The sequence below is a fragment of the Akkermansia sp. NBRC 115031 genome (assembly GCF_030268505.1).
GTDB classification, from domain to species: domain Bacteria; phylum Verrucomicrobiota; class Verrucomicrobiia; order Verrucomicrobiales; family Akkermansiaceae; genus Akkermansia; species Akkermansia massiliensis.
The window spans coordinates 18,348-34,358 of sequence record NZ_BSQU01000006.1; the positions used below are offsets into that span (position 1 = coordinate 18,348).

Below are 16,011 nucleotides of genomic sequence, written 5' to 3' on the forward strand. Positions count from 1 at the left end.
AAGAGGTTGAATTAAAATTGTGAGACATAATCCTTGCAGTATTTATTATCCTTGGACTGTCTTTGTTTGTCTCCGGCACAAATCAGATGCAACTCGTAAGCTTGAACATAACAGTAAAAACATGTAGGCAAGTTTGAGCAGCGGATGCGAGCGGTTGCTGTGCGATGGCGTGGCAACCCGACGTATTCCCGGTGAACGTAGGAATACTCCACCATTCGCATGGGATTGCCGTAATCTTCCAGATGAGCCCGGTATTCGTCCAGGTTGCGAATCATTTGCGCGGTCTCCCGAGGATAACGTTTACCCATCCACTTCATATCGCGTACAAATTGATCACTCGGAATAACCTTCCACTCGCTCATGTCGTCAACATAATCTGCAGATGATGTTTTATCAGGCAATCCTCACAAAATTTCAACATCGTTCCTCGCAAATCATCCCTCGTCCCTCAAAAAAGCTCCTCCTCTCCCCTACCAGCCCCCGCAGCATATTAACCTGTCTCTCGAAAATCGGTTCCTCTACCACCGCATTCATTCAGTCGATAATAACAAAGTGCTAGTAAGTGATGATTATCATTGACTTGTCTATTATTGTATTTTTAACTAAGGAAAACTATGAAAATACTACTTCTTTTTGATGTTGATTTTGAAATCAATAAAAACAGAATTTGCAACTTTCTTAATAATAAAACTACGCATCTTAAATTTGTTAATGGCGGCGATATAAACATAGATTCTGATATAATATCAAAACCGGATTCCTTTATATCCATTTTAAATAAAATTAATAAAAAAATTCATGAATTTGATAAAATTTTTTGTTTTACAGAAAAACAATATATAGATAATTATTTTTTCCATGAACATAAAAAATTGTCCATTTTTTCTTTTTGGGGATGGATTTATTTAACGGACTTATCGAAGAACAATGGCTTATTATATTTTATTGTTGATTATTTGGCATTATATATTGATGATACAGCTTTTAGACATAAAATCACAACAGGTTGCATATATGATTTTTTGCAAAATAAGACAGGAATTGATGATGGAATGAGGCAAGCCAGGATTTGCCCAACTTGTCTAGAACGAATTTCTAATAATTTATCTTCGCCTGAACAAATTAATATTTTGGAGGATTTAAAAATTCTAATGAATTTTCTTTCTGATTCTTCAAAGTGGAATCAAGATATATTGGACCTCGTAATTCCACAACATCAAAGTATAAAGAAAAGGAAATCTAAAAAATCTGGAGAGATAAATGTTGTGATAGCTTCACCTAGTGATGCTTGGTTAGAACGGAAGAATTTATTGGAAAAATTAGAAATTCAATTTAGACGTGGACATCATGAATCATATTGTTGTAAACGTTTAATCGTACATGGTTGGGAAGATTTAGCATCTCAATCAGGGTATTCTCAAGATATTATAAATCGTCAAATAATTTGCAACGTTGATTTTGTTGTCGCAATATTCAAATATAAACTGGGAACTCCAACAATTGATATTGCGACAAACCAAGAACGTTCCGTTTCAGGTACAGCGGAGGAGTTATTAACAAGTTTGAATAATTCGATGGCCGACAAGCCTCTGGGTATGGCTTATTTCTATTCAAAAGCTCCTTCCGTTTCTGTTGATTTAGATGATCTTGAAATAATAAAAAATGACTGGGATAATTTGCAGAAATTCAAAAAAGATATACAAAACAAAATACTATATAAGCCGTATACTGAAACTGGTGATTTATTGCAGATTATAATTTCCGATTTGGAAAAAAATATAATTGATTATTTCGAATAGATTTCAAGTTTAATTAGTGTTAGTTCAATTCGATCGTTTTTAGTATTCTCTATGAGGGGAAGACACGGGGGAGTCAAAGATATGCACCATTCCGAATTGAGAACAACAAACACAGGTATGCATTTTCATAAATTTGTATGTCAGGCTTGATTTCTCGCCGTACTTCTTACCACAACTCCTCCTTCCACCCGCGCCCCTTCGCCTATTGTGTGTATTGTATCATCACGTATTGTAAGTTAAAATGTCTATCTTATTTAGAGTTTCTTTCAGTACATTTAACTGATCTTCATCAAGGCACGGATACACTTGGGACAAAGAGCGACAAGATCACGCTTCTCCATCTCAATGGGATCTTCACTGCATGCCAAGGAGCAATCATCTCGGAAAGCTTCTCCATCGCCTCCTTGCGTTGATCGTCCGAAGGTCGGATATGCAGCTGGTGAGACATCTCGGAATCATGCCCCACAATCTCGCGGGCAAGAGCATGATCCGCCCCTGCCGCATGCAGAACCGTGGTGGCTGTCGCCCGCAGTGAATGAAACGTATTCGGACAAACGCAACGTTTCCTCTGCCCCCTGAAACTCTCTGGACGTGTCACAATCCCCAGCATATGCAGATGCCATCCAAACTCGTAGGAAACGATACCGCATGCGATTGTACTTATCGGACAAAATAGGCTGCACATACTCATCCACCCACTTCAAGGTAAAATATGCTTTTCCAGGAGAGCGATGATCGGGATACGCATTTTCAAGAATGGCTCTCTCGGACTCTGGTATTGATCCCGCCAATACAACCGCCTCATCAGCCTGCTCGAATTAAGTAATTTCACCTGTCCATTGCTTCCAAAAACCACAATAATGTACTGCAGTTGTCAGAAATAAAAACCCGCAAGTGCTGTATTTTAAACACTTGCGAGTTTGTAAAATTGGTAGCAGGGAGGTGATTTGAACACCCGACCAAAGGCTTATGAGTCCTCTGCTCTACCACTGAGCTACCCTGCCGTTAAGTGGTTGGTGCTGGAAAGCGGGGAGATATTTAGCCCGGATTGGAAAGAATGTCCAGATTTTTTTATGGGTCAGGAGCATTTTATCACGACAGCCCGCTTCTCCATCCAGAAAAATCATTGACGATGAATCGTTCTTTTCCTCCAACCGTTTCACACAGCCTGCCGCCCAGGCCGTTTCCTGCGTCCGGACACTTGCGGCGCAGAGCGTCCTTATTCCTCCAGTCCCACGCCATTTACAGAGCGGGACAGGAAATAGAGGCCCATGAAGATTTTCGGGTCTACCACTTTTCCCTGCCCTGTCTGGTCCATCAGCCAGCCATGCACCAGCGGAAGAGGAATGCGGTGCACGGTGATGTTTTCATGAGCCACCCCGCCGCCTTCCGATATTTGGTGCAGCCCTTCCGCCAGGTAGAAGGATACCATTTCCGTGGTCAATCCGGGGGAGGAAGGCCCCGTGAACAGGTACGTCCAGGCATCCGCCCGGTATCCCGTTTCTTCTTCCAGTTCACGCCGGGCGGATTGCAATGTGCTTTCCTCCCCTTTATCTCCGGAGATGCCCGCAGGCAGTCCGATGGTGAGGGCATGCAGGGGAACCCGGTATTCCTCCACCAGCAGCAGTTCGCCGTCCTCCGTCACGGCCACGATCATGACGGCTCCATTGGCATTGACCCGGCGCACGTATTCCCACCTTCCTTCTTTCAAGAGCTCCAAAAATTTTCCCCGGCAGAGGGAATAATATGTTTCCCCGGTTTGTTCCATCTGTTCCATGATGCAGCCACGTTAGGTTTCCCGGCGCCCCTTGTCAACCATCCCGGCAGCCCTCTTCCGGAACCTCTCCGGGGCTTTCTGGTCCGGTGCCTGTAAGTGCTTGATTTACGGCGGCGTAATTGTTTCCTTTTCGTCACACACCCCAATAACAAAGTAGTAATTAACTGATAATAAAATTATTATAGTGTCATTCAAAGAATATACTCAGGAGGACTAAATTATCGGAGGAAGCAAGACTAAAATATTTTTTGGTGTGGAACCCCCGTGGAACGTAGAGCCGCGGAACGATGACTCACGCTGCTTCAAAAAGATATTTTTTCCTCAGGCGCAAATCAGTACTTTGGCGCTTCCGTCGACCGGGGTGTCGAGCTGAAAGCGGATGAGTTCGCCTTCTCCATCCCGATGGACGCCACGAGCTGTCACGGCTGCGGATGAACCCATTCCGGTTCCATCCGCGGGCGGCCTCGTAGCGAGACGGAAGGCCTCACAGCCATTTATAACCAGCAACATCTTTTATTTCCACAACAATGACGCCACCATCAGAATTGTCAGCCACCTGGTCCAGGATCACGGGAGCCCTGCAAACAATCATGTCTCCGGAGGTGTATGGATTGTGGTTTCCCAAGTTTTCCCTCCTGGAGGATTCCGGAAAGACGCTGACGCTGGTGTGTGACGATCCCATGGCCGCCCTCTGGGTGGAGAACAGCTATACGCCGGAGCTGAAGCAGGCCGCCATGCTGGCCCTGGGCACGGAGCGCCAGGTGAAGTTCATCTGCGCGGACGAGGTGGCATCCCTGCCGGCCGCCGAAGGCCAACCACAAAAGGCTTCCTCCCGCTCCAAAACGCCCCAGATGCAGGATTCCCCTGCCGCCCCGGCCAAAAAACAGCGCAGCCAGGGAACCCGGGCATGCCTGAATGATTTGTACACGTTCGATTCGTTCGTGGTTTATGAAGACAGCCGCTTTGCCTATCAGGCAGGGCTGTCCATCGCCCAGTCGGAACGGGCCCTGTTCAATCCCCTTTTCCTGTACGGGAAGTCCGGCGTGGGGAAAACGCACCTGCTCCAGGCCATCGGCCATGAGGTGCTTCACCAGGATTCCTCCGCGAATGTGGTGTACGTCACGGGCGAACAGTTCGCCAATGAGTTTATTGACGCGTCCCGCACCCAGAACGGGCAGAGCTTCGCCAAGCTGCGCCGCAAGTACCGCAAGGCGGACGTCCTGCTGGTGGACGACGTGCAATTTATTTCCGGCAAGGAGAAGACAGTGGAAGAGTTCCTGCATACGTTTGACGAGCTGTTCCACTCCCACAAGACGATCGTGATTTGCGCCGATGCCGCCGCATGCGATATTTCCAACCTGGATTCCCGCCTGGCGGCACGCCTGGAGTCCGGCCTTACGGTGGAACTGAATCTTCCGGATGATGACGCCCGGCTGGAAATCCTGCGCAGCAAGCGCGACCGGGCCGGCATGAATGTGTCTGACGAGATTCTGGAGTTCCTCGCCAGCCGCATCCAGAAGAGCGTGCGCCGCCTAGAAGGGGCCCTGCTCCGCGTAGCCACCTTTACCTCCCTGTCCGGGGACATGCCGGACATCGCCAAGATCGAGCAGCTTTTGCGCGATATCCTGCGGGAAGAAACCAGCCGCATCCTGACCGTGGATTCCATCCAGAAGCGCGTGGCGGATTTTTACGAGCTCAAGGTGAGCGACTTGACCGGCAAGCGCCGCCCCAACAGCATCGCCTTTCCCCGGCAGATTGCCATGTACCTGAGCCGCCGCCTGACGGAATGCTCCCTGAAGGATATCGGCCAGGCCTTCGGAGGCCGGGACCACGGCACCGTGATCCATGCCAACAAGCTGGTTGCCTCCCGCATGGAGGAGGACGTGCGCGTGCGGGATATCGTCCTGCGGCTGGAGGAGGATTTGAAGGATTGATTTTCCTTCCCGCCAGCCCTTCCCCAGTAATGTTGGAACAGCCGCTGTTCCTTTTCAGCATGTGTTGCTTTTCAAGCGGCGGCGGCGTCTCCGCGGCACAGGGGAGAATAAGCTTGAGACGGGAGCGGTTTGGATTAGAATCACCCTGTTCCCATTGATTCCATGATCCACGCCGACCAGCTTTCCAAAGAGTTTGGCCGCTTTCAAGCGGTAAAGAATGCCTCCTTCCAGATTGAAAAGGGGGAAATCGTAGGGTTCCTGGGGCCGAACGGCGCAGGCAAGACCACGACTTTACGCATGCTGACCGGCTACCTGCCCCCCACTTCCGGGACCGCCACGATTGCGGGATTCGACATCGTTAAAAATCCTCTGGAGGCGCGCAAGCACCTGGGCTACCTGCCGGAGCACGTGCCTCTTTACGACGACCAGCGCGTGACGGAGTACCTGAAGTTCCGCGCCAGGCTTAAAGGCATTTCTTCCAAGCAGATATGGCCCGCCGTCTCCAAGGTCGTGGAGCAATGCGGCCTGGACCCCGTGCGCCGCAAGATGATCCGCACCCTTTCCAAAGGCTACCGCCAGCGCGTGGGCCTGGCGGACGCCCTGCTGGGTGAACCGGACCTGCTGATTCTGGACGAACCCACCAACGGCCTGGACCCTAACCAGATACGCCAGATACGCGAGCTGATCAAGGGGCTGGCGGCCAACCACACCATTATTCTTTCCACCCATATTCTGAGTGAGGTGGAGATGATCTGCAACAAGGTCATCATCATTGACCAGGGGACCATCAAGGCAGCGGATACCCCCTCTAACCTGACAGCCAACCTCCGCGCCGCCGGCAAGATTACGCTGGAGTTCCGCGGGGATCTGGAGCTGATTACGCAGAAGCTGGAAAGCCTGGAACACGTGAAGAAGGTCATCCATGAAGGCACGGACGCCGATGGCTGGCATACGCTGACCGTACGCGCGGAGGCCGGAACGGATACCCGTGAGAAGGCCGCGCGCCTCCTTGCGGAACAGGGCTGCCCCCTGCGCCATATTTACCGCCACACCCCCACCCTGGAAGAGGTGTTCGTGGAAATGACCCGTAAAGATTAACCGCCCGTTTCTTCTCCCTCTCTATCCACCACCCCGCATTTTCCTTTTCTCCCCATGTCTCCGGTACTTACCATTTTCAGAAAAGAACTCAGAAGCTACGTGATGACCCCGTACGGATGGGTCATCCTGGCCTTCGTCATGGCCCTGCAGAGCGTTTCCCTGTCCGGCACGCTGAAGGCGTTCCAGCTGGCCCCGCAGAAGGAAGGCATTTTGTTCTTCATCCTGCATTCCCCCATGTTCTGGTTTTATTTCCTGTTCATTTTCCCGCTGCTTACCATGCGTTCCCTGGCGGAGGAAGAGAAGACAGGAACGCTGGAATCCCTGCTGACCACGCCCATCAAGACATGGCAGGTAGTCCTGGGCAAATATTTCTCCGCATACGCCTTTTACATCATCCTGTGGCTGCCCATGCTGCTGTACCCCCTTCTGGCGGACTGGTCCAACCTGATCGTGCAGTGGATTTACGGGTATGATGCGGGCATGGTCCTCCCCTACCGCCTGGCGGACTGGGCCGGGGCGTACGCCATCCTGCTGCTGGTCGGCGCCTGGTTCACGGCCATCGGCATTTTCGCCTCGTCCCTGACGGGCAGCCAGATCATTTCCGGCATCATCACCATCGGTCTGCTGGTGCTGATTTTCTTCATGGGGCTTATTCCCGTGGTATGGGGGGAATTCCCCGCAGCGGGGATTTTCCACTACATGTCCTGCTCGGAACATCTGGACCGCTTTTCCGCCGGGCTGGTTGATACGCGCCCTGTCGTCTTTTACCTGACCATGACGGTCTTGACGCTGGCCGTCACCATCCGCATCATTGACCACCGCCGCTGGAAGCACTGATCTACCCCGCCTTTTCCCTTTCACCCCTTTTCATTTTTATCTATGAGCGAAGCACCAGACAACCCCGCCGCGGCCACGGAATCCCCCCTCCCTCCCGCCCGCAAGGTCAGACGCCCCTGGATGACCTGGATCAAGCTTTTCCTGCTGTTCCTCATCGTCGTATGCCTGAATTACGTGGGCTGCCACGAATATTACCGCCGGGACCTGACGGAAGACCAGCGTTATGAGATTTCCCAGCAGAGCATCAACATGCTGAAATCTCCGGAAATCCAGAACCGCAAGACGCCCGTCAAGATCACGTTCGCCTTCCTGCGCACCACGCAGAATTACACCCGCATGCGCTCCCTGCTTGAGGAGTACGAACGTTATTCCAACGGGAAGGTGAAGGTGGAGTACGTGGACCCCCTCCGCCAGCCGAACAAGGCCCGGGAGATTGCGAACATTTACGGGATTGAATTCAAGAAGAACCTGGTCATCATCGATGCCCGGGAAGACACGGAAAAAGCGCTCAAGACGTTTGAAGGCACCCAGGCGGACGCCGCCCACGTGCGCATCCTGCCCGGAGACGCCTTCGTGGTGTACGCCCCCAGCCCGGACGGCAAGAGCATGAAGGCGGTGGCCCTCCAGATTGAAGACATGATGACCGCCGGCATTTACGGGGCGGCCAATGGAGAACCCCGCAAGATGTATATTGCGGCGGACAAGAGCAATTTCAACGAGGCGCTGAGCAACAGCCAGGAGGAAAGCATTTTCACCACGCTGGGGAAAATCTGCCGTTCCGTCAACCTTCAGCTCGTTCCCATCCGCATGAGCGGCTTGAAGGAGATTCCGGAAGACGCCGCGGGGTTCATGATCATCGGCTCCAAGTACGACCTGTCCCCGCAGGAGGCGGAAGTGCTCCAGCGGTACTGGGCGCGCCCGAACGCCGCCATCCTGGTCATGCTGGAACCCCAGCAGGATACGCCCAAACAGCTTTACCGGTTCCTCCGTGAACAGGGCCTGCGCCCACAGAATGACCGCGTGATGCTCCGCAACAGGGGCAACCGCTCCGTTTTCGAGATTAACGCCATTTTCGCGCCCTCCCTGAACTGCACGCGCGAATTCTGGAATTCCAGCACCGGGCTGGAAGGGGAGAGCATCTCCCTCATCCTGGATTCCGACAACGCGGCCATGGAGCAGAAGCGCATCACGCCATACCCCCTGCTGGTGACTACGGAGGATTATTACGGAGAAACCAAGTACAACCAGTTCCCGGCCCAGTTTGACGCGCGGGAAGACAACCCGGGGCCCCTGATGATCGGCGCGGCCCTCATCCGCGGGAACGCCGGGGACGTAAACCAGAACAAGACCACCGGGCGCCTGGTGCTGCTGGGGAATACGGACCTGCTCCAGCCCAGGCAAATCAAGCCGGAACAGCGGGACTTCATGCGCACGCTGGTCGGCTGGATGACGGACCGTGAAGAACTGCGCGGCCTCGGCTCCCGCCATGACCTGACCGTGAAGCTGAACCTGGACCGCAACGCCCTGGGCATTCTGGAACTCCTGACGAACATCGGCCTTCCCCTGCTGGCGCTTCTGATTGCCCTGATTATCTGGAACACGCGCCGCCATTAACTCCACCACGCCCATCACCGGAAGCACATGCGCACATTCCGCTTCATCCTTCTTATCCTCGTCACCCTCGCCGCCATCGGCGCGGCGGTGCTCCTGACCATTGACGGCAACCTGTCCCGCATCATCGGGCGCACCGCCTTCAGTTCCGGAGAACGGCTTTTCCCCTATACCCGGGAGGAGATGAACGAGGTTTCCTGGATGCGCATCAATTGCGTGGGGGACGTTGCGGAGTTCCGCCGCAAGCCCAACGGCGTCTGGTGGTGCGAGAAGCCGTGGGACGACCGCATGGACCCGCGCGCGGCGGCGGCCATCCTCCAGTACACATATTCCACCAGCATCGTGGACGCGCTGCCCCTGCACAAGATTGATTCCGCCTCCCTGAAGGAGTTCGGCGTGAAGACGACGCCCGTCACCATCACCCTGAAGGAGATGAGCGACGACGGCAAGCGCTCCTCCACCGTGGCCCGCTACACGCTGGGGTCCCTCGCTCCCTGGCTGGTGGACGATCCGGAGAACAAGACCACGGACGATACCACCTACATGCAGACGGATTTCTACGGGCGGGACACCCGCATCCTGGTGGGCACCGGCAATATCCTGCCCCTGTTCAAGTCCGGCATCCGCCAGCTCCGGGACCACCGCCCCCTGCTCCTGCATCCGGCCATGCCCGCCTCCATTGAAATCAACAACCGAGGCCAGCGCATCGCCCTGGAGCGCAAGACTCCCGGCAGCCCCTGGAAAATCACGTACCCCCTTTCCCTGGATACGGACCCGGCCATGATGGACGTGCTGCTGGGCACGCTCCAGAAGCTGACCGCCGTGCGCGTGTATAATCCGGAGGAAACCAGCGTGCCGGACATGACGGACGACCAGATCACCTCCGTCTCCATCAGGAATTTCACAGGCCTCCCCACGGAGGACGGCAAATCCCTGCAAACGGAGGAACAGCCCGTTACGCTCCGCATTTACCCCCCTTCCGACAACGGAAGCCTGTCCGAACTGGTGAAGGCCACCGTTTCCGACCGCAAGGCCGTCTTTGAACTGGCGCAGACGACGGAGACCAACAAGGAGGTGCCCGGCGTGCGCAACATTCCGCTGGACCTGGGCCTTCTGCGCTCCAAGCAGTTGACGGACATCGGGGATTACAAGATCACCGGGCTTTCCATCCGCAAGAGTTTTCAGGATTACCCCACCATCGCCCGCTTTATTCAGGGTGATGAGAAAAAGGGCATCAAGCCCACCTGGCTGTACACGGCGGAAGGCTCCCGCTACCAGGAGGCCAATCCGGAGCATCTCGTTTCCCTGCTGAAAACCGTCAAGCTGGGGAAGGTGGCCGGCTTCGCCTCTGACAAGGCTACGGACCTTTCCGTGTACGGGCTGGACAATCCCAGGATGACGCTCACCATGTCCCTGCTGCCCAAGCCCGGTGAAGAACCGCGCCCCCCCGTGACGGTGTTTTTCTCCAAGGGAACGGACGGTTCCTGGTACGCCCGCCAGGCCGGCAAGCCCACCGTCGTCATGCTGGACAGCGCCTACATGAAGGACCTGCTGACGGACGCCCTGGCCTGGAAGAAAAAGATGCTTTTCTCTTTCAGCAGGTTCGACCTCAAGGAAATGCATCTGGAACGCATCGGCTCCGGCAGTCCCCTGATCCTGAAATTCGACCGTCTGGACGATTCCTGGACCGCTGCCAAGGATGGGAAGGATGAAACCCTGAACATCAATCCGAACCGCGCCAACCGCTATCTGGACGAGCTGGAAAAGATGGAGGTGAGCACCTGGCTGCCCTATACGGACGCCACGGCGCACGAGGCCCTGAAGAACCCCGTTTTCCGCCTGAAACTCATCCTCCAGGTTTACAAGGAGGCGGCCCCCGTGCAGTCCCAGGCCGGCCCCAGCGACATCACCTTCGCCCCGGAACCGGAGACGGAGGAAAAAGTCATCACGCTGGAAATCGCTCCGGCAGGAGAGGCCGGATACAGCAGGTTTTATTACGGCAGGGTGAATACATCCCCCAACTACTTTATCCTGAACATGGACGCCGTGCGCCTGCTCGGCGCCAGCCTCTCGGAAGACAACTGACCATTCCTCCCGCATGAGTATTGATCTGCAAACCGTTACCGCTTTTCTGGACGGAATCCTTTCCGTGGATTCCATTCCGGACGCATCCCGCGCCCTGAACGGCCTTCAACTGGAAAACGGAGGAGCCGTTTCCAGGGTAGCCGCCGCCGTGGACGGCTCGGAGAAGGCTATCCATGCGGCATTGGAGACGGGGGCGGACCTGCTCCTCCTTCATCACGGCATTTTCTGGCAGACCATGCAGCCCATTACCGGCATTGCATACCGGAAGCTGAAAGCCGCCATGGACGGGAACCTGGCGATTTACGCCGCCCACCTTCCTCTGGACGTCCACCCCGTGTACGGAAATAACGCCCTGCTGGCGAAGGCCTGCGGAATCCGGCCATGTTCCAATGAAGGACTGGACTACCACGGCGTTTCCCTGGGTACGCACGGGGAATTCCCCGGCACGTGCCGGGAGCTGGCGCAGCGGCTGGAAACCGTCCTCGGAGCGTCCATTCAAACTTTCTGGGCGGACTCCCCGGATGCCCCGGCTGGCGACGTCTTCATCTGCTCCGGAGGAGCCGGGGACGACCTTGTCCAGGCCGCAGCCCTCGGCTGCCGTACCTACGTGACCGGGGAGGGTTCCCACTGGAACATCCCCATGGCCCATGAACTGGGCGTCAATCTGGTCTTCGGCGGCCACTACTTCACGGAGACGTTCGGCGTAAAAGCCCTGGGGCATCTGCTCAAGGACGTTTACGGTCTGGAGTATGCCTTCATCGACCTGCCGCCCTCCGCCTACAGCCATTGACCAAACGCCACGGATCATGAATCTGACCACGGACGATGCCGACGGGAAAATCCGCCTGGACCAATACCTTGCCGCCCACCTTCCGGAGCTTTCCCGTTCCAGAATCCAGAGCCTGATCAAAAGCGGGGACGTATTGGTCAACGGCACTCCCGCCAAGCCTAAAAACCCAGTTTCCCGCGGTGATTCCATCACCGTCCGCATTCCGGAGCCGGAACCGGCGGAAGCACGGCCGCAGGACATTCCCCTGGACATCCTGTATGAGGATGAAGACGTGGTGGTCATCAACAAGGAAAGCGGCATGGTCGTGCATCCCGCCGCCGGCAACCCGGACGGCACCATCGTGAACGCCCTGCTCCACCATTGCGGGGACCTCTCCGGCATCGGCGGCGTGGAACGCCCCGGCATCGTCCACCGCCTGGACAAGGATACGTCAGGCTGCCTGGTCATTGCCAAGAACGACGGAGCACACCAGTCCCTGACGGCGCAGTTCGCGGCCCGCAGCACGGAAAAACGGTACCTGGCCGTTGTCCAGGGCATTCCCTCCCAAAGCTCCGGCACGGTTTTCACCCACATTGGGCGCCATCCCGTGAACCGCCTGAAAATGGCGGTGGTCAATCCGGGCACCGGGAAAGCCGCCATTACGGACTACGACCTGCTGTGCGCAGACCCGGCCACGGATTCCTCCCTGGTCCTGTGCACGCTCCACACGGGCAGAACCCACCAGATACGCGTGCACATGCTCCATCTGGGCCATCCGCTCATCGGGGACCCCATTTACGCCAAACCCGCCCGGCAGAAGGCGAAACCCGGCAGGCTCATGCTCCACGCGTGGCGGCTGGGCTTCGACCACCCGCGCACGGGAAAGCGCATGGAGTTTGAAGCGCCCATCCCGCCGGAATATACGCCGTGGCTCCAGCTCTTTCCCAACGGGCTTTACGGAGCCGTTCCGGAGCCGCGCCCGGTGAGGAAAAACGGGGAGCAGAGCTGAAGCGGCCCTGTTTTCCGTATTTCGGAAACGGCGGAGGGAGCGCCAAAAGGCAAAGGAAGCCCCTATTTTTTGCCTTCCTCCGGCTTGCAGAACTTGCGCCAGTCTTTCAGAAGCGTGGCGGGATGCCCTGTGATGATGATCTTGCCCGTGCCATCCACAATTCCCAGCCGTGGAATGGAGCCTCCCGGCTTGTAACCGGGAATGCCGTTCCCTTTCTTCGGCTTGACGATGGGGAATTTCATCCGTTCCTCCTTGGCCCATGCCTTGGCGGCCTCCTCCGTCTTGTCACAGGAAAACAGCACCAGTTCCACATCATCGGTCTGGCGGATCTTCCGGTAGGTCCGCACCACGTGGGGCATTTCCCGGCAGCAGGGGCCGCACCAACTGGCGGAATACAGGAAAAGATAATATTTGGCTTTTGGGTTCGGCCTGTCCTTGGTTAAAAAATCGGCTTTTTCCAGAGCCTTCCCCACGGCGGAAACGGCAGCCTCCCCGGCCTTGGGAGCCGGAGTATCCGCGCTGGCGGAAAACATTCCGGCCACACCGCATCCGGCGAGCATGAGAGCAACAGAGCACAGTTTGATGGATTTTTTCATAGACCCATCATTATCAATAAAAAAATAACGGTCAAGCAAGATTATTCGCCGGAGCGTATTCTGAAGAGGAGGAAAACAGGCAGGTAATGCCGGCTTCAGAAGGCCGGGAAAAAAGCTGAACGAAGGAACAGGAATTTGCATTTGTTTTTCACCTGCCGGGAGCGGGAAAAGAAAGAATTCAGCGGCGCGCCGCACCACGGTTCTTCAGGAAGAAGGCCGGAACCTAACTTGGCGGCTGGACAGAAAATGCACAAGAGCTAAACCGCCGATTTTTTGGCGGCCCCCATTCTCCCGGCAAAGGCTCAACAACCGCCCCCGCGTCCCATCAACAAACAGCCAACCGGGAACAAGGGCCTCCCGGCCCTTGTAAAAAACAGTCCAACATAAAAATATTCCCTTATGCCCCCTTTTTGGGCGGAGCATTCAAATCCACGGTCACCTTCACGGGAACATCCATGGCCTTGACGCCCTTGCTGGCCACCACCGTAGCTTTCATTTTAGCGGGCATGTTCTTTACCTGGTACGTATAAGTGCGGGAAGGAACGGAACCGAAGCTGAACGAACTTTTGGACACGCCGGGTATCTCCAGTTTGCCGCCCTCCGCGTCAGTCAGCGTTATTTCCTCCACATGGAGCGTATCACTGAATTCCAGTTCCACCTCACCGGAAGCCTTGCCGTGGTCCTTTGCATCCTTCACGGTGATTTCCATGCCCTCCACCTTGAATTTGGCGCCCTTCCGCGCGTCAAACTCCTGGCCCGGAAAAGTCCTGCTTCCTTCGGAAACCTTCATGTTGACCACTCCGTCCAGCTTCAGGGGAAACACAGGTTTCTGTTTCAGCCTCAGGGAATGTTTGGCAAAGGCTCCGGAATCACCAATGCGGGTAAAAAAATTGTCGAATTTGGCTTTTGTCCTGGCGCCGCGGCCATCCGTAACTTCAAGCTGTGAGTCCTCACCGCCCTTAACGAATTTACAGCCCTTGGGAGCAACGAAACCCAGCACCACCTCCACGGCATCCTTATTTCTGTTAAATATGTCATCCACGCCGGCAGGATCAGGGAAGGACAGGGAGACCTGGGAGACATAAACGTTCACGGCCTGTCCGCTGGCGCAGGCTATCTGGGAAACGGCGCCCAGGAAACATGCCACGGCAGTCGGCAACAATGTTTTTTTCATCATATTAAAGAGAGGCGAACCTACCCTGCATCTTCCGTGCATGCAAGAAAAATCCGCCATGGAGAAGCCCCCCCTTTAATCTTGATTTGCCCCCGCGGAACCGCTACCCTGACGCGGCTTTAAACACACAGCTTTCACAGAGACATGGAGAACACTCAACACGGGGATTCCGCCTCCCCGGCCAATCCCCCCCGGCAGCAGAAAAGCGAAAACACGGATGAACAGACCATCGCCCTGACGAAGGCGCGTCTGGCCATTGACGAGGTGGACGCCCGGATTGTGGAGCTGCTTAAGAACCGCGCCGAATGGGTGCATGAAGTCGGCCGCATTAAAAAGGAGGGGAATTCCCCCATCTTCGTTCCCGAACGGGAAACGGCCCTGCTCAGCAAGCTGAACCGACTGAACGCGGGCGTGCTGCCGGAGGCCTCCCTCCAGGCCATTTACCGTGAAATCATCTCCTGCTCCTTCTTCCTGGAAGGGGGGCTTACCATTGCCTACCTGGGCCCCAAGGGCACGTGGAGCCACCAGGCGGCCCTCAAGCAGTTCGGTAAAAGCTGCGAACTTATCCCGTGCCAGAGCTTCAAGGACGTGTTTGACATGGTGGACCGCGGGAAGGCCCAGTACGGCGTGGTGCCCGTGGAAAACTCCTCGGAAGGCTCCGTGACCGCCGTGATGGACCTCTTCGTCACCTCCCCCCTCAAAATCTGCGCCCAGATCAATCTGAACATCCGCAACAGCCTGATGGCGGACATCCCGCGGGAACACATCCGCATCCTGTATTCCCATCCGCAGGTTCTCGGCCAGACGCGGAACTGGATTCTGCGGCACTTCCCGAACGCGGAGCTCGTGGAAACCTCCTCCACCACGAAGGCCAGCATCCTCGCCAAGGAGAACGCCTCCATGGGCGCGGCGTCCCTGGGCTGCCCGCTGGCCGCGGAACTGTTCGGCCTGAACATTTTGGAAGAAGACGCGCAGGACCAGGCTTGCAACACCACCCGTTTTGCCGTCATCGGCCGCCAGGAAACGCAGCCCAGCGGCAGGGACCGCACGTCCCTGCTCATCCGCATCCAGCACAAGCCCGGCACCCTGGCGGAAGTCATCAACTGCTTCCAGCGGCACAACAACAACCTGATCCGCATTGAATCCCGCCCCTCCAAGGTCATCAACTGGGAGTACGTCTTTTACATAGACGCCGTAGGCCACATTCAGGAATCCCCCCTACGGGAAACCCTCCCGGAGCTGGAACAGCACTGCTCCATGCTGAAAATCCTGGGCAGTTACGCGGATACGGACGTCATTTGACCGGCTTAATCTTTCTCCCC

General features: G+C 55.4%; 13 protein-coding genes and 1 tRNA gene. 9 read left to right on the top strand and 5 right to left on the bottom strand.

The window, feature by feature from the left end; all coding sequences use genetic code 11:
• Positions 1-11: 11 nt before the first annotated feature.
• Complete coding sequence (locus QSJ36_RS08855; RefSeq protein WP_102728047.1) at positions 12-362, bottom strand: hypothetical protein; 351 nt, start codon at positions 360-362, stop codon at positions 12-14.
• 252 nt (positions 363-614) lie between these two features.
• On the opposite strand from QSJ36_RS08855, the gene QSJ36_RS08860 reads away from it, so the two are divergent.
• The gene (locus QSJ36_RS08860) at positions 615-1,799 is read left to right on the top strand and encodes a hypothetical protein (RefSeq protein ID WP_285468331.1); all 1,185 of its coding nucleotides are present in this window, start codon (positions 615-617) and stop codon (positions 1,797-1,799) included.
• Between the two features lie 929 nt (positions 1,800-2,728).
• Here QSJ36_RS08860 and QSJ36_RS08865 read toward each other — a convergent pair.
• A tRNA-Met gene (locus QSJ36_RS08865) sits at positions 2,729-2,803 on the bottom strand.
• A 215-nt stretch (positions 2,804-3,018) separates the two neighbouring features.
• Positions 3,019-3,576, bottom strand: coding sequence for an NUDIX hydrolase (locus QSJ36_RS08870; RefSeq protein ID WP_285468333.1), 558 nt, complete (start codon positions 3,574-3,576; stop codon positions 3,019-3,021).
• A gap of 527 nt (positions 3,577-4,103) precedes the next feature.
• On the opposite strand from QSJ36_RS08870, the gene dnaA reads away from it, so the two are divergent.
• From dnaA to QSJ36_RS08905, 7 genes are all read left to right on the top strand, one after another.
• Positions 4,104-5,510 (top strand): chromosomal replication initiator protein DnaA, encoded by a 1,407-nt coding sequence (gene dnaA / locus QSJ36_RS08875; RefSeq protein ID WP_285468335.1) that lies wholly within the window; start codon positions 4,104-4,106, stop codon positions 5,508-5,510.
• Between the two features lie 162 nt (positions 5,511-5,672).
• A complete protein-coding gene (locus QSJ36_RS08880; RefSeq protein ID WP_022397090.1) occupies positions 5,673-6,608 on the top strand; it encodes an ATP-binding cassette domain-containing protein in 936 nt (311 codons plus the stop codon).
• Between the two features lie 54 nt (positions 6,609-6,662).
• Positions 6,663-7,445 carry an ABC transporter permease subunit gene (locus tag QSJ36_RS08885; RefSeq protein WP_022397089.1) on the top strand — a complete coding sequence of 261 codons (783 nt, stop codon included), beginning with the start codon at positions 6,663-6,665 and terminating at the stop codon, positions 7,443-7,445.
• Positions 7,446-7,487: 42 nt separating this feature from the next.
• The gene (locus QSJ36_RS08890; RefSeq protein ID WP_022397088.1) at positions 7,488-9,059 is read left to right on the top strand and encodes a Gldg family protein; all 1,572 of its coding nucleotides are present in this window, start codon (positions 7,488-7,490) and stop codon (positions 9,057-9,059) included.
• A gap of 27 nt (positions 9,060-9,086) precedes the next feature.
• Entirely contained in the window at positions 9,087-11,141 is a 2,055-nt protein-coding gene (locus QSJ36_RS08895; protein WP_285468342.1) for a DUF4340 domain-containing protein, read from the top strand.
• Positions 11,142-11,154: 13 nt separating this feature from the next.
• On the top strand, positions 11,155-11,931 hold the full coding sequence (locus QSJ36_RS08900; RefSeq protein ID WP_285468344.1) for a Nif3-like dinuclear metal center hexameric protein: 777 nt from the start codon (positions 11,155-11,157) through the stop codon (positions 11,929-11,931).
• Between the two features lie 16 nt (positions 11,932-11,947).
• The gene (locus QSJ36_RS08905) at positions 11,948-12,919 is read left to right on the top strand and encodes an RluA family pseudouridine synthase (protein ID WP_022397085.1); all 972 of its coding nucleotides are present in this window, start codon (positions 11,948-11,950) and stop codon (positions 12,917-12,919) included.
• A gap of 62 nt (positions 12,920-12,981) precedes the next feature.
• Here QSJ36_RS08905 and QSJ36_RS08910 read toward each other — a convergent pair whose 3' ends face one another.
• Positions 12,982-13,515 (bottom strand): TlpA disulfide reductase family protein, encoded by a 534-nt coding sequence (locus QSJ36_RS08910; protein ID WP_180971782.1) that lies wholly within the window; start codon positions 13,513-13,515, stop codon positions 12,982-12,984.
• A gap of 397 nt (positions 13,516-13,912) precedes the next feature.
• The gene (locus QSJ36_RS08915) at positions 13,913-14,692 is read right to left on the bottom strand and encodes a hypothetical protein (protein ID WP_285468346.1); all 780 of its coding nucleotides are present in this window, start codon (positions 14,690-14,692) and stop codon (positions 13,913-13,915) included.
• 141 nt (positions 14,693-14,833) lie between these two features.
• Between QSJ36_RS08915 and pheA the strand changes: the two genes are divergently transcribed.
• On the top strand, positions 14,834-15,991 hold the full coding sequence (gene pheA, locus QSJ36_RS08920; protein WP_285468348.1) for a prephenate dehydratase: 1,158 nt from the start codon (positions 14,834-14,836) through the stop codon (positions 15,989-15,991).
• Positions 15,992-16,011: the final 20 nt, after the last annotated feature.

Excerpts from the sequence above, each read along its gene's own strand:
- QSJ36_RS08855 (WP_102728047.1), bottom strand. The coding sequence starts at position 362 with ATGAGCGAGTGGAAGGTTATTCCGAGTGATCAATTTGTACGCGATATG.
- QSJ36_RS08860 (WP_285468331.1), top strand. The coding sequence starts at position 615 with ATGAAAATACTACTTCTTTTTGATGTTGATTTTGAAATCAATAAAAAC.
- QSJ36_RS08870 (WP_285468333.1), bottom strand. The coding sequence starts at position 3,576 with ATGGAACAGATGGAACAAACCGGGGAAACATATTATTCCCTCTGCCGG.
- dnaA (WP_285468335.1), top strand. The coding sequence starts at position 4,104 with ATGACGCCACCATCAGAATTGTCAGCCACCTGGTCCAGGATCACGGGA.
- QSJ36_RS08880 (WP_022397090.1), top strand. The coding sequence starts at position 5,673 with ATGATCCACGCCGACCAGCTTTCCAAAGAGTTTGGCCGCTTTCAAGCG.
- QSJ36_RS08885 (WP_022397089.1), top strand. The coding sequence starts at position 6,663 with ATGTCTCCGGTACTTACCATTTTCAGAAAAGAACTCAGAAGCTACGTG.
- QSJ36_RS08890 (WP_022397088.1), top strand. The coding sequence starts at position 7,488 with ATGAGCGAAGCACCAGACAACCCCGCCGCGGCCACGGAATCCCCCCTC.
- QSJ36_RS08895 (WP_285468342.1), top strand. The coding sequence starts at position 9,087 with ATGCGCACATTCCGCTTCATCCTTCTTATCCTCGTCACCCTCGCCGCC.
- QSJ36_RS08900 (WP_285468344.1), top strand. The coding sequence starts at position 11,155 with ATGAGTATTGATCTGCAAACCGTTACCGCTTTTCTGGACGGAATCCTT.
- QSJ36_RS08905 (WP_022397085.1), top strand. The coding sequence starts at position 11,948 with ATGAATCTGACCACGGACGATGCCGACGGGAAAATCCGCCTGGACCAA.
- QSJ36_RS08910 (WP_180971782.1), bottom strand. The coding sequence starts at position 13,515 with ATGAAAAAATCCATCAAACTGTGCTCTGTTGCTCTCATGCTCGCCGGA.
- QSJ36_RS08915 (WP_285468346.1), bottom strand. The coding sequence starts at position 14,692 with ATGATGAAAAAAACATTGTTGCCGACTGCCGTGGCATGTTTCCTGGGC.
- pheA (WP_285468348.1), top strand. The coding sequence starts at position 14,834 with ATGGAGAACACTCAACACGGGGATTCCGCCTCCCCGGCCAATCCCCCC.